Origin of the sequence: Microcystis sp. M113S1, from assembly GCF_020246945.1 — a bacterium.
Taxonomy (GTDB): Bacteria; Cyanobacteriota; Cyanobacteriia; order Cyanobacteriales; family Microcystaceae; genus Microcystis.
Genome location: NZ_JADBSA010000284.1, coordinates 1 through 17,527, shown reverse-complemented (window position 1 = coordinate 17,527; position 17,527 = coordinate 1). Strand labels below are relative to the sequence as shown.

14 protein-coding genes, 1 tRNA gene and 2 pseudogenes are annotated in these 17,527 nt (G+C 41.9%); 13 read left to right on the top strand and 4 right to left on the bottom strand.

Annotated features, from left to right (window positions below; genetic code table 11):
* Positions 1-232, bottom strand: a pseudogene (locus IM319_RS14445) (IS1/IS1595 family N-terminal zinc-binding domain-containing protein); the annotation flags it as partial.
* 158 nt (positions 233-390) lie between these two features.
* On the opposite strand from IM319_RS14445, the gene IM319_RS14440 reads away from it, so the two are divergent.
* Positions 391-678 (top strand): hypothetical protein, encoded by a 288-nt coding sequence (locus IM319_RS14440; RefSeq protein WP_287736011.1) that lies wholly within the window; start codon positions 391-393, stop codon positions 676-678.
* A 129-nt stretch (positions 679-807) separates the two neighbouring features.
* Here the strand turns inward: IM319_RS14440 and IM319_RS14435 are convergent, their stop codons facing one another.
* Positions 808-2,841, bottom strand: coding sequence for an elongation factor G (locus IM319_RS14435; RefSeq protein ID WP_287075780.1), 2,034 nt, complete (start codon positions 2,839-2,841; stop codon positions 808-810).
* A gap of 379 nt (positions 2,842-3,220) precedes the next feature.
* Between IM319_RS14435 and ychF the strand changes: the two genes are divergently transcribed.
* The 5 genes from ychF (at position 3,221) to IM319_RS14410 (ending at position 9,309) form a co-directional block, all read left to right on the top strand.
* A complete protein-coding gene (gene ychF / locus IM319_RS14430) occupies positions 3,221-4,312 on the top strand; it encodes a redox-regulated ATPase YchF (protein ID WP_286826198.1) in 1,092 nt (363 codons plus the stop codon).
* Between the two features lie 370 nt (positions 4,313-4,682).
* Positions 4,683-5,657 carry a hypothetical protein gene (locus IM319_RS14425; RefSeq protein WP_110578800.1) on the top strand — a complete coding sequence of 325 codons (975 nt, stop codon included), beginning with the start codon at positions 4,683-4,685 and terminating at the stop codon, positions 5,655-5,657.
* A 33-nt stretch (positions 5,658-5,690) separates the two neighbouring features.
* The gene (locus tag IM319_RS14420) at positions 5,691-7,724 is read left to right on the top strand and encodes an N-6 DNA methylase (protein WP_287736012.1); all 2,034 of its coding nucleotides are present in this window, start codon (positions 5,691-5,693) and stop codon (positions 7,722-7,724) included.
* A 389-nt stretch (positions 7,725-8,113) separates the two neighbouring features.
* Positions 8,114-8,761, top strand: coding sequence for a PEP-CTERM sorting domain-containing protein (locus IM319_RS14415; RefSeq protein ID WP_287736010.1), 648 nt, complete (start codon positions 8,114-8,116; stop codon positions 8,759-8,761).
* A 296-nt stretch (positions 8,762-9,057) separates the two neighbouring features.
* On the top strand, positions 9,058-9,309 hold the full coding sequence (locus IM319_RS14410; protein WP_287736009.1) for a hypothetical protein: 252 nt from the start codon (positions 9,058-9,060) through the stop codon (positions 9,307-9,309).
* Between the two features lie 177 nt (positions 9,310-9,486).
* Here IM319_RS14410 and IM319_RS14405 read toward each other — a convergent pair whose 3' ends face one another.
* Complete coding sequence (locus IM319_RS14405; RefSeq protein WP_287736008.1) at positions 9,487-11,028, bottom strand: NAD(P)H-quinone oxidoreductase subunit N; 1,542 nt, start codon at positions 11,026-11,028, stop codon at positions 9,487-9,489.
* Between the two features lie 516 nt (positions 11,029-11,544).
* On the opposite strand from IM319_RS14405, the gene pipX reads away from it, so the two are divergent.
* The 5 genes and pseudogenes from pipX (at position 11,545) to IM319_RS14380 (ending at position 15,911) form a co-directional block, all read left to right on the top strand.
* Positions 11,545-11,817: a transcriptional coactivator PipX gene (gene pipX / locus IM319_RS14400; protein ID WP_002733869.1), complete on the top strand. Its 273-nt coding sequence runs from the start codon at positions 11,545-11,547 to the stop codon at positions 11,815-11,817.
* 3 nt (positions 11,818-11,820) lie between these two features.
* The gene (locus tag IM319_RS14395) at positions 11,821-12,480 is read left to right on the top strand and encodes a YggS family pyridoxal phosphate-dependent enzyme (protein ID WP_287075768.1); all 660 of its coding nucleotides are present in this window, start codon (positions 11,821-11,823) and stop codon (positions 12,478-12,480) included.
* A gap of 320 nt (positions 12,481-12,800) precedes the next feature.
* Positions 12,801-13,373, top strand: a complete 573-nt coding sequence (locus IM319_RS14390) for a cell division protein SepF (protein WP_287075766.1) — start codon at positions 12,801-12,803, stop codon at positions 13,371-13,373.
* Positions 13,374-13,498: 125 nt separating this feature from the next.
* Complete coding sequence (gene proC, locus IM319_RS14385) at positions 13,499-14,311, top strand: pyrroline-5-carboxylate reductase (RefSeq protein ID WP_286826193.1); 813 nt, start codon at positions 13,499-13,501, stop codon at positions 14,309-14,311.
* Positions 14,312-14,390: 79 nt separating this feature from the next.
* Positions 14,391-15,911, top strand: a pseudogene (locus tag IM319_RS14380) (ArnT family glycosyltransferase).
* Between the two features lie 262 nt (positions 15,912-16,173).
* Here IM319_RS14380 and IM319_RS14375 read toward each other — a convergent pair.
* Positions 16,174-16,710 carry a metal-binding protein gene (locus IM319_RS14375; protein ID WP_046662393.1) on the bottom strand — a complete coding sequence of 179 codons (537 nt, stop codon included), beginning with the start codon at positions 16,708-16,710 and terminating at the stop codon, positions 16,174-16,176.
* An 81-nt stretch (positions 16,711-16,791) separates the two neighbouring features.
* On the opposite strand from IM319_RS14375, the gene IM319_RS14370 reads away from it, so the two are divergent.
* Positions 16,792-16,863 (top strand) — tRNA-Val (locus tag IM319_RS14370).
* Between the two features lie 157 nt (positions 16,864-17,020).
* Entirely contained in the window at positions 17,021-17,368 is a 348-nt protein-coding gene (locus IM319_RS14365) for a YkgJ family cysteine cluster protein (RefSeq protein WP_287673804.1), read from the top strand.
* The last annotated feature ends 159 nt before the right edge of the window (positions 17,369-17,527 follow it).

The window sequence follows — 17,527 nt, the reverse complement described above, 5'->3', positions numbered from 1 at the left end:
TTTGGTTTCGTCAGATACGGTTTTATTAGTGGGATTGATCACAAACTGACGACCACATTCTTTACATTGACGTTTGGGTTTTCCATTATGAATAGAACCATTCTTGATCCTATGGTGAGAACCACAATTAGGACAGGGGAACGGAGGTGAAGGGGGTACTTTGTTCGGTGCTAGACTGATATTTCAGTAAGCCAGACAGGAGCCAGAAAAAGATATTTATCAGAAAAGTCATGATCAAGCTAGAGGTTTAAAGACTGATCGGGTTCCAATTATTTTTATTAATAAATATTTTACACAATTCATACCAGGTAAGCAAGAGAGCTACGCCACTACTACCGAATCATTACCCCAATTTTTACAACTTATGAAAGTAGTCTAAGAAAAGACATCTTGATAGAATTTAAGAAAAACTTACGAGATATTTATCCAGATATTAATAATAATAAAAAAGATGCTAATCATATTAATATATTAGTGTGTTGGGATATAGACTTTGAAAATAAGAATAAACTTCTAAAGGAAAAAGGCGATACATTAATGGAACGTGACGTTGAGACAAATATTTTTTATGGTGTTACACATCGTTTAATTGGAGCAGGAAGACAACAGGCATTGCCAATTATCGAACTTAAAAAGGTCTTAGAAATATTATTGAACTACACAGACAAGAATTTATAAGACAGTACAAACTTGAGAGAATCTTATCGAACCCTTCTGTCATTTTTTGCCAAAAAAGGGAGAGATGAGCCAATAAAAGCCCATCTCTTGGTAATTTATCGCTCTATTTTAGTGACAGCCAAGAAGACTTTACTTGTTACCATTACCCTGCATAGCTAAAACCCCATCGCGCAGTTTATCCGGCACTTCTTGCAGGTGATCCTCATCCCACTGGAAGAAACCGACACCCATAGTCAAAGAACGCAATTCAACGATAAAATCGTGCATTTCCGCTTGGGGAAGATAGGCCGTTACCTGATCCCAACCTTTCCACTCCTCAGAAGCTTCAAAACCCTGAATTTGACCGCGTTTACCACTGATTAACTGTAAAACCTTGGCGGTGTATTCTGAGGGAGCGAGAACCGTCACCGATAGAATTGGTTCTAATAAGACCGGATGACATTTAGGCAGTCCTTCCGTCATCGCTAGACGGGCCGCTTGTTTAAAAGCTTGTTCGGAACTATCGACACTGTGATAGGAACCATCGGTGAGAGTGACATCGATATCCACCACGGGGAAACCCAAAGGACCATGACCGAGATATTCCCGCACTCCCGTTTCCACCCCGGGGATATACTGTTTGGGGACGACACCACCGACAATGCTTTCATGGAAGTGGAAACCTTCCCCCCGGGCCAGGGGTTTAATATCGAGGTAAACATCGCCAAAAGCACCGTGACCGCCGGTTTGGTGTTTATAACGTCCGTGGGATTTGGTGCTGGTTTTGATCGTTTCCTTGTAGGGAACTTGGGGTAAATGGGTGGTCATCGGTAGATTATACTTGCGCGCTAGGCGATCGAGGGCCACTTGCAGATGAATTTCTCCCTGTCCCCAAAGAATCACTTCTTTAGTATCACCGTGTTGTTCCCAGTAGAGGGAAGGATCTTCTTCGATCAGTTTCGTCAAAGCTGAACTTAATTTCACTTCATCCTTGCGATTGACGGCGGCAATGGCCAAGGCAAAGACGGGTTTGAGTTGTAAACCTTTGGGAAGATCGGGTTTTTGACTGCCGCTGCTAACCACATCTCCGGTGGCGATTCCCTCCAAACGACCGAGAGCGACAATTTCCCCCGCTTGGGCCTGCTGTAGGGGTTGTTGTTGTTGTCCCATAAGACGATAGATACCACCAATCCGCACACCGTTCAAGGTCATGCCATCGCTAAGGGTTCCCTGCCAGACTCGCGCTAGGGAGAGGCGACCGCCCTGGGGAGTAAAATAGGTTTTGAGGATTTGTACCACCGCATCCCCATCCGCACTGGGATCGAGACCGCGACGGTTGGCAGTAATTGTCGGGGCCGGTGCTTCTTCCACTAAAGCGGTGAGGAGATGACGCACACCATAGTCCCGTTCCGCCATACCTAAGAACACGGGTACTATCTGATCGGCTCCCAGTTCTTGTTTTAAGTCTTGGAGAATTTCTTCCCGGGAGGGGTTAATATCTTCGAGGAGTTCTTCTAAAAGATGATCATCAAATTCGGCGATCGTTTCTAGCATTTCTTGTCGAGCAATCTGTTCTTCTTCCTTGAGGTGGTCGGGTAAAGGTACAGGATCGGCGGGACTGTTAGCATGGTAATGATAAGCCTGTTCGTTGATTAAATCGATAAATCCGATAATTTCGTTGTTCTGCCGGATAGGATATTGCTGGGGAACGAGGGGACGACTAGAAACGGATTTGAGAGCTTGTAGGACTTCGTTAAAGTGACTATTACAGCGATCCATCTTGTTGATGAAGATTAGATGCGGAATTTCCCAATCATCGAGGAATTTTAGCAAGGGAGCCAGGGTGAGAACTCGATCGACCACCGGTTCACAAACGATAATAGCAGCACCGGCCCCGACGAGGGCATTATAGGTTTCACTGGCAAATTCGATCGAACCGGGGCAATCGAGAAAGGTAAAATTTAGGTCTTGGTATTGACTATGGGCAACGGAAACTTCTACACTCATCTGTCGATCCCGCGCTTGCGTGGAACTATCACTGACGGTATTGCGATCGCTGATTTTGCCTTTTCTGGTGATGGCTCCTGTTACGAAAAGTAAACTTTCCAGTAAGGAGGTTTTTCCACTGGAGTAGGGGCCGACAAGGGCCACATTACGGGTGTTTGCTCCGATACTTTGATTCATACAGATACCCCCAACAATGATTTAGTGATTAGTTGTGGCGATGGGACGATATTTACACTCGATCGCCCTAGGAAATATACTGTCATAGCACTGAAAATTACTCTCAGGACGTAGTTAGAAGTGAAAGGCCTGTCTTGCCATAATTTTGCCCAGTGCTACAAGTGTATTCTTTCTTACTTTTCACCCTAACTCAGTCTCAAGCATTACATCCCATTCTCGCAATCTCTTGTAAAGTCTCGCCTACTTTTAGTTAAGGAACTTGAATAAATGTTAACTAAGCTGTTGACTATCCACAGTCTTTCTCATCAACTGGATTCACAAAAACGAGAGGCAGCCTGATATAGTGAGAGGTCGGAATGATGTTTATCAAGCAATTTTTATGTTAAAAGCTGGAATCGTGGGACTGCCAAATGTGGGGAAATCGACCCTATTTAACGCTCTGGTGGCTAATGCCAAGGCCGAGGCCGCTAATTTTCCCTTTTGTACCATTGAACCGAATGTGGGTGTGGTATCCGTCCCCGATGAACGTCTGGAGGTTTTGGCTAAAATCTCTAATTCTGAGAAAATCGTGCCGACGCGGATCGAATTTGTCGATATCGCCGGATTAGTCAAGGGTGCGAGTCAGGGGGAAGGATTGGGTAATCAATTTTTGGCTAATATCCGGGAAGTGGACGCGATCGTTCATGTGGTGCGCTGTTTTGATAATGATGATATTATTCATGTTTCCGGTTCTGTGGATCCGGCCCGCGATATCGAGGTGATTAATCTAGAGTTAGCTCTAGCGGATTTGGGACAGGTGGAGAAGCGGGTGGAACGTTTACGCAAACAGGCGAAAAATAGCAAGGAAGCCGCCGAAGAATTGGCTATCCTTGAAAAAATCCTAATTTGTCTTAATGACGGTATTTCGGCGCGAAAAGTGGATTTAAGCAAAGAGGAAGAAGAGTTAATTAAAAATCTCGGTTTATTGAGTCGTAAACCGATTATTTATGCCGCTAATGTTAGCGAAGATGATCTGGCCACGGGTAATGATTGGGTAGAAAGTGTCCGTCAAATTGCCCAACAGGAACAGGCAAAAGTTGTGATCGTTTCTGCTCAAGTGGAATCGGAATTGGTGGAATTGTCGGAAGAAGAAAGAAAAGATTTTCTCGGTTCTTTAGGAGTAGAAGAAGGGGGATTAAAATCTTTAATTAAAGCTACCTACGAGTTATTAGGACTGCGTACCTATCTCACCACCGGTCCCCAAGAAACCCGCGCTTGGACGATTATTTCTGGCATGAAAGCACCCCAGGCAGCCGGAGTTATTCACTCGGATTTTGAACGGGGTTTTATTCGTGCAGAAACCGTGTCTTATCAGGATTTAGTTAATAGTGGCACAATGAGCGCCGCTAAAGAAAAAGGTTTAGTCAGAAGTGAAGGCAAGGAATACATTGTTCAAGAAGGTGATGTTTTACTATTCCGTTTTAATGTATAGCTAAAAATAAATCAGGTGAGTGCCACCCACCTGATCAAAAGGCTAAACAATTTTACTAAAATAACACGGGAGCATGACTGAATTTATTCAGTCGTCTGCAATGTTTTGATATAATCCCTCAAGATTTATGCCCTAAACAATCTCTAAGCTTTTTTTACTCACTTTGGTTAACATTAAACTGAATTTTTTATCTCTTGACATACTCTAATTTATATTCTATAATTAGGTATAGGGGCAAGTTCTTGTTTAATCAAGATGGCGATGATCTCTGTCCACTAAAAGACTGGTTTGCTAGGAATGCAGTCGAGGCTAAAAATAGTCTATCTATTCAACTCTGGGAAGGTTTTTCTCAACAATACAAGACGAAAATATGACCATTTTTGAACGATTGACTAATTTTGTTCACCGAGTATTTAAGACTAATTTAGAAATTTTTCTTGAAGCATTAAAGCACAGCCCTAATGCACAGGGATATGTCAGTGGTTCAATCACGGAGTTGTTGCTAAAAAAGAAACTTGAAGAAGAATATGGATTTGAAGTTAAACGAATTCGTGAAAAATGGGAAGGTAGGAAGCACCCAAATCACCATGGAGATTTTTATTTTCGCAAACCAGAATCTAATCTTTGGTATGTTGTGGAATCTAAAGGCGTAAAGTCAAATTCTGAAAAGTGGCATAAATTGTACAACTTCGAGAAATTAAAAATTTTTCTCATTGCACATTCTGGAAAAATTGATTGGATTGACCAGAATGGCAACATCGAAGAACAAGTTATCGAATGGATACATCGAGAATTGCCAAAGTTTCAAGATGAATTTTCAACAACCATTTATGAATATGAAGAAATTCAAAACTACAACCCACAACGAGAAACGGCCAAATCACGCGCAGTAAAGGCATTGAAGCATCTTTCAAGAGAAGAAGTAAATGCGTTATTTGACAGCCGCCTCAATTATGTTATGTCAAAAATTCGGGTCTTGGAAACTCACTTTGTTTCTGGCAAATCTGCTTCAAGCAACAGAACTCAAGCAACGCCTCGAAAAGATGAATTTAACGTTATTTCGATTGACATTTTTCTTCGGTATTCAGAGCATAAATTTCTTTTTGCCAACCCCCAACACCTAGAATCATCTGGTGAGGATGAAAATCACTTACAGCAAAATTACATCATGGGGTTTGTGTTTACTGATGAATCTGGCAACGCAAGATTAAGTATCACTGATGACTGGTATGAAAATCTAAATGATGTTTACCAAACATTGAAGGAGAAAGATAGTGTCAAAGAAGACGAAATGCAGGTTGATAATAGATATTTAATTACAGAAGAAGCAAATGGAGAGTTGTAACAAATGGACAGAAGACAGCAGCAAACTGGAAAAATGAAAGAGCAAGGATTGTTATTTTCCGAAGATAGCCTGTTACCTGAAAAACTCCCGCAAATTCAGGAATTACGACCTTCTAACAATCTTTCCGCAGTTTTTGAAGAGTGCCATAATTATATTTACGCCAACGAAGGAATGCTCAAAGACAAGATTTTTCACGAGATGGTTAAACTAATCATCATCAAACTTCATGACGAAAAATCTGCCAAGCAATCTGTAAATTTTGGCGTTACAGCAAGTGAATATAAAGCCATCGTCGCCAATAAGTCCGATGAATTTATGTCGCGTCTCAGTCAATTATTTACCTCCATCAAGAATCATTATCGGGGATTTTTCACCGATGACACATTCAAGTTAAAACCTTTGACTCTTGCTTATATTGTAGGAAAGTTACAGTACATCAATTTAAGTAAAACATCTGGCGATATAAAAGGTGAAGCCTTTCAAACTTTTGTAAATAGACACCAGCGTGGAGATAGGGGAGAATTTTTTACCCCTCACCCAATTGTACGCCTTGCGGTTGAAATGATAGACCCCAAACCAAACGAAAAAATTATCGACCCTGCTTGCGGAAGTGGTGGTTTCTTAATTCAAGCAATAAACCATGTTCGACAAAATAACCCAGAGTTCGATATAGCAAGTTTTGTGCAAGAAAGTATTACGGGAATTGAATTTAATCCCGATGTCGCCCTTTCGGGAATGATTCGTTTAGTTTTTGAAGGTGGCACAGGTTCAGAAATTATCTGCACTAATGCGCTTATCGAAGATGAAAAATTAAATAACTCTTTTGATGTTATCTTGACAAATCCTCCTTTTGGAAATAAAGGAAAAGTAGAAGACCAGAAAATTCTTAAATCATATCTTCTTGCCCGGAAATGGCATAAATCAGCGTCCAATGGTTGGGAAGTTTCCCCAACCGTTTTAGCAGGTCAGTCGCCCGATATTTTATTTATTGAGAAATCTATAAAATTATTGCGAGCAGGTGGGCGCATGGCAATTGTTTTACCCGATGGTCTATTACAAAATATCTCTAATGGACCTATTCGCTATTGGTTGCGCTCCCAAGCAAAAATATTAGGTGTTGTTTCCATCCCCACAGAAGCTTTTGTACCTTATGGCACAGGAATCAAGACATCACTTTTAGTAGTTCAAAAATTACCAGCAAACAATGATTCTTGTTTTATGGCACAAATCAAAAAAATAGGCTATGACGTTAAAGGACAAACAATATATAAGCGCAACGAGTCTGGAGTTATAGCCCAAACAAAATCAGGTTTGCCAATAGTTGACGATGATATAGATGATATTTCTCAATCTTTTGCATCATTTATCAACGGCGAATTTGCACAAAACAGCGATTGTATTTATACAGTTAAGAACACCCTGCTCAATTCGAGACTGGATGCCGAACATTATTTACCCAATGACCAAAAATTATTAGAACATCTAAAATCTATTGGGGCGAAACCTTTAGGTGAAATTGCCGATATTTTGAGAGATGCGGCTGATTTTCGTTTAGCCAAAGATAGTGAAATTAGATATATCGCTATTGCCGATGTTGATTATCGTACAATGCAAGTTGTTTCTCAACAAATAATCAAAGCACATGAAGCTCCATCTCGCGCAACATATAGAGTGTACAAAGGTGATATTATTACAGCAATTTCAGGAGCAAGTACAGGAAGCTCACGTCAAGCAACAGCCCTAATCACGGAAGATGAAGACGGAGCAATTTGCTCAAATGGATTTTCGGTATTAAGAAATATTCAGGGAGTCGAGCCTTTGTTTTTATTAGTATATATGCGAACAGACTTTTTTTTGCGCCAGATTAAAAGGTACATGACAGGTCATGCTATTCCTACTATTTTAGTAGATGATTTGTCTAAAGTTTTAGTGCCTATTCCACCCAAATCTGAACAGCAGAGAATAGCAAAAAGTATGGCTGAAATTCAAGCAATTAGAAAAGAAGCGTTAAAAGCAAGTGAGAATGTTGTTAACGAAATGAGTCTTTTACTTGGCCAATTTGAGTAAAGCAAAAAGCAGGTTAAGCCTAGAACAAGTCTTAATACTAAATCCGGTTATTAAAAACTGATTATCTATTCACCCTTTTGCCTGTCCTGATATGTAGCCTATACTCAACGGATTTAGATGAACGTAGGTTGGGTTGAAGCATGAAACCCAACGCTAAATCTGGTTATTAAAAACTGATTATTTATTCACCCTTTTGTCTGTCCTGATATGTAGCCTATACTCAACGAATGAAGAATGTAAAGATTTATTAATTGTATCTTTTAATACAGTTCGGGGGGGGTAAATGTGTATCCTCTTACTGTCCTCATTTTGTCTTGGGTTCGGCTGTTGCTTGACCAGGCCGCAAGGAAGACGATAGTTGCATCCAGTCACCCGTTTGTTCAATCAAGATGATTAAAAACCGATTAATTCCTACCCTAGCTTTAGCTGGCGCAACTTCTCTCGCTGCTATGCTCACTCCTGTCGCAGCAACGGCCGTTACTTTTACTGTTAACCGCAGTTGGAGTGAATCAGGTAATAACGCTTCTTTAGTGGGAACCGTAGATGTGCCAGTAGGCAGCTATACTATCCAGAATGGTACTCCTAATCCCTTTACCAACGTTAACCTTATCCTGACAGTTAATGGTAATCCTTTTCCTGTTTTAAATGCTGCGGACACTTCTAACATTTCGGGAACAGGGCAATTTTTGGTTAATGCCACATCTTCAACGTTAACTTTTAATACAGCTAATGCTGATGGGAGTAACCCAGCTGATTTAGTGTTTGTGAACTCGTCCACGGGTTTCGGTGGTCCATTTTATGTAATTGGTACTGATGGTAATCCTGGTTTTGAAATCGCCATCAATACATCCCCAGAGGTTGCTGCTTCAGTAGCTTTCCCCGTAACTTTTGGGACAGTACAACAAGTACAACAAGTACCTGAACCCGCCTCCCTCTTTGGTCTTGGAGTCCTTAGCACTCTCGGCGCAGCTTCAACCCTCAAGCGCAAACTAAAGCCATCCCAATCCATCGAAAAAGAAACCACAAAAGTTTGCTAAATTGCTCACCAAAAATACAATAAATGCCCCTTCAATTAGCCAGTTGAGAGGGTTTTATTTTTAGTCCATGTTTCTATTCATTGATTTTTTTGATCCAATGGCAACTTTTACATCAATATTGTCAAATTGAATGAGTATGGTGATTTTGTGCTACAATAGAGGTCTGTTAAAAGTAAAAAAACAATCAATTAAGTTAGGTAGGCGTTAAAAATTATCAGACACCCCCCTTATCAAGGGGGGCAGGGGGGATCGAATCTAAAATCGATTTTTAATTTAATTATAACCAGCTACTTACCATGAATAGCAAAACAAAAATCACTATTCAAGTTCCTTTAGAAATTGCTAGATATTACGCTAAAATTAAACCCAATGACCGAGCGAACATAGAAAACAAATTAACTGAAACTATTCAATTAGAATTAGAAAAATATCGTCAAAAAGCAGCGGCGAGATTATCAACAATTATGGATCAAGCTACTGATGAAGCAGAAGCTAACGGATTCACTCCAGATATTTTAGCCTCTATTTTAGAACAAATTGAGAGTTAATCACACTATTAAAAACGGATTAGGTGTAGGGCTAATTCCGGAATTAGCCCTACAATAGGCGTTGTCAAATTGAAAGATGCTCCGAATCAGCCTGGAACTGAAATTACTTTGATAGCAAGGATTGCATGGCATCTTTCCTATTCTGATCTGACAACGCCGATAAATCAACAGGGATTCTCAATTCGCTTGGGAAATGTGCGTCGCCAGGGCCGCCGATTGTAGGATGGGGGTAGTGGTGACGGAATCCGTCGCTAGGGTAAAGAGAGGATTGGAAAGGATACCAGCTAGGGAAGTCGCCACTAGGGAGAGGACAATACCCACCTGTAGGGGACGCATCCCAGTAAGAGTCCAATTGATAACGGGGTAATTTTTCACCGCATCGGACATCTCTTGGGGTTCCTTGACCACCATCATTTTGACCACACGGATATAGTAGTAAATCGAGGCCACACTGGTGACTAAACCCACGAGGACGAGGGCATAAAGTCCCGCTTGCCAACCGGCCCAGAATAGATAAATCTTGCCAAAGAAGCCAGCTAGAGGCGGAATTCCGCCCAAAGAAAGCAGACAGATGCTTAAACAGAGGGTTAGGAGCGGATCCTTCTGGTAGAGTCCCGAATACTCAGCGATCTGATCGGTTCCAGTTCTGAGAGCAAAGAGAATCACACAGGCAAAAGCTCCTAGGTTCATGAACAGGTAAATTAACAGATAGAAAATCATGCTAGAGTAACCCGCGTCAGTACCGGCGGTTAAACCAATCATGACAAAACCCGCCTGACCGATCGAGGAATAGGCTAACATCCGTTTCATGCTAGTTTGGGCCAAGGCAACCACGTTGCCGAGGATCATACTCAAAATTGCTAGAGCGATAAAGATAAACCGCCATTGTTCGCTGACTAGACCGAAAACCGTCACTAATAGGCGAATTGCTAGGGCAAAACCCGCCGCTTTCGAACCCACCGAGAGGAAAGCGACCACGGGAGTGGGTGAACCTTCGTACACATCAGGAGTCCACTGGTGAAAGGGAACCGCCGAAATTTTGAAGGCGATACCGGCAATCACAAAAACTAATGATATCGCTAAGGCCAGGGACTGACCACCGTTAACAGCGGTTAATTTTTGAGCAATGGCGCTTAAACTGGTTTCACCTCCGGATAAACCGTAGAGAAGGGAAACACCATAGAGGAAAATCGCCGAACTAGAAGCTCCAATTAACAGGTATTTTAAAGCGGCCTCGTTCGATCGAGGATCCCGCTTCATGTAACCGGTCATTAGATAGGAGGAAATACTGAGCATTTCTAGGGAGATGAAGATCATCACCAATTCACTAGCGCCAGATAGGAACATTCCTCCGAGAGTTGCGGTGAGCATAATGGCCAGGAATTCCGCTAGGGAAGTTCCCGCTTGTTCCACATAACGGACAGACATCAGCACTGTGGAGGCGGTAGAAAGAGCAATAATCGCCCTAAAGACGATACTGAGATTATCACCCTCAAAAGCCCCTAAAAAGGCTACTGGTTTCGGATTATCCCAGGCAAAATAGAGAGCAACCACAGCAGCGAGCAGACCAGCGATCGCAACGTAGGGCAGCCAACTTCTGGCACTCCGTCCCACGATTAAATCGCCGATTAAAATCACCATCAGGGTAATAATCAGGATTCCTTCAGGCCAGATAGCACCGGCGTTTAGCTGACTGGCAACAAGACTAGAAAAATCCATATTGATTGAGGTTAAAGGAATTTGAAGTTAAAAAAGGCTTAATACAAGCTTAGGGCATTTCATCAGTGATTCAGTGATCAGTTATCAGTTATCAGTGATCAGATGTGAGTTTTCAGTTCACCGATCGCCGCTATCGAGTTAAAATATCTAAAAAACCTGATAAATTTGATATAATCTTAGCTTTTATGGGTATTTTAGTTGTCTATTGTCTTTTTTATCCTCCTGTCTCGGAGTATCGGAGTCTCCTCAGCTAAATGAAAATCTTTGATTTTTGCAGCCGAGCTAATTTCTGATGGTGACAAGTTGTCACCGAAATGTATCCACGTTAACAGGGAAAAAGTGAAAACTCAGGAAATCATGACATAGACTGGCATCGTTAGTTGTCATTGAAGGATTCTGGTAAAATCAGGCTAGGGGAAACACCCGAAAAATCAATTGTTTTTGAGCCATCCGCTTGATTTTGTTGTGGAAAAACTTTCTAGTTTGCTCAATCCTTTTCCTTTAGCGATCGCTTGAATGAGTAACGAAACCTATCTCAATCATCCTACTTTCGGTCTATTATACAGAGTGTGTCTATTAGAAGAACATCGGGAATTATTTACCACTCTTTATGCCCAACGTCTTTTTTTTCTGGTGACGGTGGGACCCAAAAAAGTCTCGTTCGATCCGATTAGTCGTTCCGATGCTCGTCTTTTAGTGGAAAACCGGCTACGGAATTTGCGACGGGGCAGTAATGTGCAAGAATTTAACAGTCTCAACCAAACTTATCAACAAACCTTTTCAGTCTAGTTCATGACGATCGCTAGTCGTATCGAGTCAATCCGTCTTACCCTACCCCCCTCCACGCGCCTGATTGCCGTCAGTAAACAGGTATCGAGCGATTATATCCGTCAAGCTTACCAAGCAGGAGTGAGAGATTTTGCTGAAAGTAAGCTACAGGAAGCAATCTCGAAGCAGCAAGAACTAAAAGACCTCCCAGATATTTCTTGGCACTTTATCGGGCATCTACAGGCAAATAAAGCCCGCAAAGTTCTAGAATCTTTTGATTTAATCCATTCCCTCGATAGTTTAAAATTAGCCCAAAGACTCGATCGCCTAGCGGCGGAATTAGAGATTAATCCCCAAGTTTTGCTACAGGTGAAAGTTGTCCCCGATCCCGATAAGTTCGGTTGGGACACGGACGAATTACTAGCAGATATTCCCGCTTTAGTCAACTGTAAACAGCTAAAAATTCAAGGTTTGATGACAATTCTGCCCCAGGGATTATCCGCTGGGGAAAAGTTAGCCGCCTTTGAAAAAACCGGCGATTTAGCCCAAATAATCGAGAATAGCTCTAGTTTATGCCTGCCTCATCTATCCATGGGGATGTCTAACGATTATCCTCTCGCCATCAAGGCTGGAGCCACTTTGATCCGGGTGGGAACCAGCATCTTTGGTGATCGCATCTACTAAGCCATCTCCGTAAATTTACAGAAAAAACCCCTAGAAATTTTAATAATCGGTGACAATATATCTTAAAATTACAGCGTCTAGTCTAGAAACCGGTGGTTAGAAATGAGGAATTGACTTTTTCCCAATCCCTGAAAACTATCCCCTGATAACTGATAACTGAAAAGAGGGAACTAACCTCTGTCTCCAGACGACTAGAATGACGAACCCTTAACAAAATAGTTCCCCTGTACCAAGTAAGAGCAAAAGTTGTTAAAGGCCACTAAAATAACCCCGACTCTAGCCAAGACCACCTAAAAAATCTTTTGAAGGACACTTAGACTGTGAACAACATTTTTACCAAACTCAAAGATTTTGTCGGCATCTCCGAACAACCGGAAGACGAAGATGAAACCGACTACGAAGAAATGAACTGGGAAAAGTCTTCCCCCCAAGATAGGGATCAAAACGAAGAAGAAGATACCCTCAATCGTCGTCAACGCGAACCTTTAAATCTCAGTACAGCCACATCTATGGGACTCAACAGAAGCAACGTGATCGGTATGCCAGGTATTAACAACAATAATGCAGAAGTAGTAGTGATCGAGCCCCATTCCTTCGAGGAAATGCCCCAAGTTATCCAAACCCTGAGAGAACGCAAATCGGTGGTTTTAAACCTCAACGTCATGGATCCCGAAGAAGCACAAAGAGCCGTGGATTTTGTCGCCGGTGGCACTTACGCGATTGATGGTCATCAAGAACGCATCGGTGAGAGTATTTTCCTATTTACCCCCAGCTGCGTTAAAGTTAGCACCCTTTCCGGAACTATTCACGATATCACCGACAACCCGAAAATGGCTCGTCCCGTTTCCCCCGCACCTGCTTGGGGAGCCGAAAGCAGTCGATTAGCTCAATGAGTCCTCCCATAGTCCTCTCGTTAAGTTTGTCGAAGCTAGAAATCGATCGATTCTCGAGAGGATGCGTTTTTTTGGGGGTAAGATCTCTAAATCTGCCTTTTTTTCTTTTTACTTTAAATAATACTGTGTCTATTCGTTTAGGAATTATTGGTGGTGGAGTCATGGCCGAGGCCATTCTCAGCCGTTTATTAAAAAAAAATATTTATAGTCCCGAAACGGTGTTAGTCAGTGAACCCCAATCCCAACGGCGCAACTTTTGGGTTAATACCTACGGAGTACAAGTCAGTGAGGATAACCGGGAAGCCGCTAGAGCAACTGAGGTGTTAATCTTAGCGATAAAACCGCAAATTTTAGAGCAAGTAGTGAATAGTTTGCTGGGAATACCCGAAAAACCCTTGATTATCTCGATTTTAGCAGGAGTTACCCTCAATCGCTTAGAAATGGGCTTTCCCGATCGCCCCGTGATCCGGACGATGCCCAATACCCCGGCCACGGTGGGACAAGGGGTTACAGCGATCGCAGCTGGTCGTCATGCGGAACCGGAACATCTGGCCGTAGCCAGAGATATTTTTGCGGCCGTCGGTTCGGTGGTGGAAGTTCCCGAGGCTTTGATGGACGCGGTAACGGGATTATCGGGATCGGGCCCGGCATTTGTGGCCTTGATGGTGGAAGCTTTAAGCGATGGTGGTGTGGCGGCCGGATTACCGCGAGCGATCGCGTCTCAATTGGCCCTAGAAACAGTTTTAGGGACGGCAACCCTATTAAAAGAATCGGCCATACATCCGGGAGAATTAAAGGATCGCGTCACTAGCCCCGGGGGAACCACGATTGCTGGGGTGAGACAATTAGAAAAAGGCTCTTTTCGATCGACTATTATCGAGGCAGTAGTGGCGGCCTATCATAGATCTAAAGATTTAGGGCGTAGTTCTGAAAAGTAATCTTTGTATCTTTTTTAACCCATAATTGATGTCTCGATCTGTGATAAGATACGCAGCAATTCTTGTCCAGAAAAAGTGTATGAATAAGAAATCTTATCGTTTTGATTTAATGGCATTAATTGCCATTGCAGTTTTTTTTCTAGGGATTGTTTTCTGGAAAGTCCCGCTTCATTATCCCTATATCCTTAATTTTGATGAAGCGGTGGCCCTGGTACTTGCCTACGTCACTAAACAAGGTTATCGTCTCTACGAACAAGTTTGGCACGATCATTTATCGGGTTTATCTCTTTTACTAAATGGTTGGTTAAGTGTGACAGGATTTACTCTCTATGCCGCCCGCATTATGGTGATTTCTTTGTCCACAATTATGTTAGGAATTTTTTATCTAATTCTGAGAGTTAATTGCGGAATATTAGCCTCTTGTTTATCAGTATTCATTCTCTCAACCTGTCCAGTGTATATTAACCTGTCAACGACAATGTTGCGGGAATTACCATCACTTTTTTTTACAATCTTAAGTATTTTTATTATCTTTAAAGCCCTTCAATTCACCGGTAAGCTTAAGTATGGGCTGTATTTACTCAGTGCCATTGCTTTCGTTTTTTCCCTGCAAATTAAACTTTCAGGCATTACTATTATCCCAACTGTAGCTTTAATTATTTTTCTTAATCAATAGAATAGTTTTATTAAAAGAATCATTGATATTGTTATTTGGTTAGTCGCTGTCGTTTTAGTCTTTGTCTTGGGTTCTCTGACTATTTTTACTTTTTCCTACGCAAATATCATTAAATCTCATGTCAGTGTTGCCTCTAGTTTCGGTGAAGAAAATCTCACCTTATTGACTCTCTTACAAAACGCCCTAAAGTACGAACCAATTTATCTGATCGTCACAGTAATCGCTATTATAGCGATGGTTTTTACTCGCAATATAATACCACTTTTACCGCCCTTGGTTTGGTTAGGTTCTAATCTATTTAGATTTGCCACAGTTGCCCAAATATGGACTCATTATTATGTCCATTTAATTATTCCTGCCGTTTGGATAATTGCCTTATTTGTCGAACAGTTAAAAATTACTGATAGCCTCGGGGAATTTCAGCAAAATCGCCAAATAACCCGAGTATTAATACTTAAAATGCTGATTTTTCTCTCCCTGTCTGGTCAATTTATCTTTAATACCTTAAGAATAATCACCAATCGTGATCCTGGAATTAATGCCTACGTTCAATTTAACAAAAGGTATAAACCTCTTTTAGCAGAAGCTGTGTTTGAAAAATTTAAAAACTCCGATAAACTTCTGTTAACCGATAATCCTCACTACATATATCAATATTTCTTGAAAACACCCCCAGAAACTGCTGTCATCACCAGAAAGAGATTTATCAATCAGAATCTTGATGGGGATTTTATCCTAGAAGTTATCGAAAAAAGACAGCCCGATTTGGTTTTTCTCTATCGATTTGAAAAGGAATTTCTGCAATCATCAAAACTCAAGGATTATTTAGAGAAAAATTATATCCAGTTTCCCGACCAGCAAGAAAAAGGAACTCTCTTTATCAGTCCGAAAACTTGGCAAGAATATAAAAGTAAGGCTAATTAGGGTTTGCTGAATAAATCTAAAAATCTTGTTGGATAATATTTTTAGGCTTTTTTGAAATCAAAAAGTACCAGATATGGGAGTGATCGGCTTCAGGTACTTTTTCCCTGAAAATTAGGTAATTGACCACCTGAAAATGGGTAAAACCCCACACCCCACACCCCACACCCCAACCCCCAACCCCCAACCCCCAACCCCCAACCCCCAACCCCCACCGAAAAACTTTTTGCCGCAAACCCTAATTAGAAATTGTGGACGGGGACTATTAACGTTTTTTCTTTTTTACCGGTTTTTGAGCCACTTTTCGAGAACGTTTGTAGGCCGATCCGATCCAATCACTACAACTATGACTCATCGCCCCTAATTCTAAACCCAGGAAAATAGCGATCGCTACCCGGGGATACTGTTGCCATAATGCGATCGCTTGCTGCGGCCACAGTCGCCAATCCCAGTCTATACCCCAGAAACTTTGCAGGATCGGGATGATGATGATCGCCGCTAGTAAAAGAAAACTACCAAGATAAAATAACCGAAAGACTGTGCCGATCAATAAACCGTGGGATAACCAACCGCGATGACGGATCATGGAACGGTAGGGTAGCCACAACCAGCGTAGATAACCCCAACGTTTGTATTGTACTGAGTGGATGTCAAGATCTGGTCCAAACAGAAATCCGCTAAACAAATAACTGGCCAAGAGTAACAGAGTTAAGTTACCACTGCCACTGACCAAAAAACTCGCCCCCGCAATCGGTGGCAGCAGAATTAGGGTAATGCGATCGTGAGTTCGACCAGAGGGCATCGGAAAAAAATCAACTCGCTCAAAAAAATAATATACTTTTTTAAAAATATATGTTATGCTGAGAAAGTGCAAAAATGATTCGGGCGTTTAGCTCAGTGGTAGAGCGCCTGCCTTACAAGCAGGATGCCGTAAGTTCGACCCTTACAACGCCCATTTTTCTCAATCCTAACCTCGTCAAGCTTTCACTCCCGATCGCCGGCTGAGATTAAAACTATTGAGGGGAATTGCTGCGGAAAGGCAAAATTGGGACTAATTGCTAGTAAGCTAGTCAGTAGGTCCGAGGATTAATTGATTGCGGCACACCGGTTATATGGCCAATTGGAAATGTATTAAAAATTGTGGAGCTTGTTGTCAACTAAATCCCGATGAGCGTCCTGACTTAGAAGAATATCTGACTCCCGCACAATTAAGTCAATATCTCAGCATGGTGGGGGAAGAGGGTTGGTGTATATACTTCGATCGCCAAACCCGTCTCTGTACCATTTATGACCAGAGACCGGAATTTTGTCGTGTTCAACCGGATATTTTTGCCAAAATGTATCAAATCGAACCGAGAGAATTTGAGCAATTTGCGATCGATTGCTGTCATCAACACATTGAGGATCTTTATGGGGAAGATAGCCTAGAAATGAATATCTATCGTCAGCAAGTAGGCTAAGATTTATCCCTATCCCAGAATTGACATCCTCGCCGCCGTAAAACGGACGGCGATTCCTCACCACGCCACTTTTTTAGGGTGGTCGCGTCAATGGGGTTGACGCAGATAGCGAAAAACGCTTAATTGCTTAAGTCTGACACTTTCGACCCGTCCGTTTTC

Coding starts and splice junctions, on each gene's coding strand:
- IM319_RS14435 (WP_287075780.1), bottom strand. CDS start 2,841: ATGAATCAAAGTATCGGAGCAAACACCCGTAATGTGGCCCTTGTCGGC.
- IM319_RS14365 (WP_287673804.1), top strand. CDS start 17,021: ATGGCCAATTGGAAATGTATTAAAAATTGTGGAGCTTGTTGTCAACTA.
- pipX (WP_002733869.1), top strand. CDS start 11,545: ATGAGTAACGAAACCTATCTCAATCATCCTACTTTCGGTCTATTATAC.
- IM319_RS14395 (WP_287075768.1), top strand. CDS start 11,821: ATGACGATCGCTAGTCGTATCGAGTCAATCCGTCTTACCCTACCCCCC.
- IM319_RS14420 (WP_287736012.1), top strand. CDS start 5,691: ATGAAAGAGCAAGGATTGTTATTTTCCGAAGATAGCCTGTTACCTGAA.
- IM319_RS14415 (WP_287736010.1), top strand. CDS start 8,114: ATGATTAAAAACCGATTAATTCCTACCCTAGCTTTAGCTGGCGCAACT.
- IM319_RS14410 (WP_287736009.1), top strand. CDS start 9,058: ATGAATAGCAAAACAAAAATCACTATTCAAGTTCCTTTAGAAATTGCT.
- IM319_RS14405 (WP_287736008.1), bottom strand. CDS start 11,028: ATGGATTTTTCTAGTCTTGTTGCCAGTCAGCTAAACGCCGGTGCTATC.
- IM319_RS14375 (WP_046662393.1), bottom strand. CDS start 16,710: ATGCCCTCTGGTCGAACTCACGATCGCATTACCCTAATTCTGCTGCCA.
- IM319_RS14425 (WP_110578800.1), top strand. CDS start 4,683: ATGACCATTTTTGAACGATTGACTAATTTTGTTCACCGAGTATTTAAG.
- ychF (WP_286826198.1), top strand. CDS start 3,221: ATGTTAAAAGCTGGAATCGTGGGACTGCCAAATGTGGGGAAATCGACC.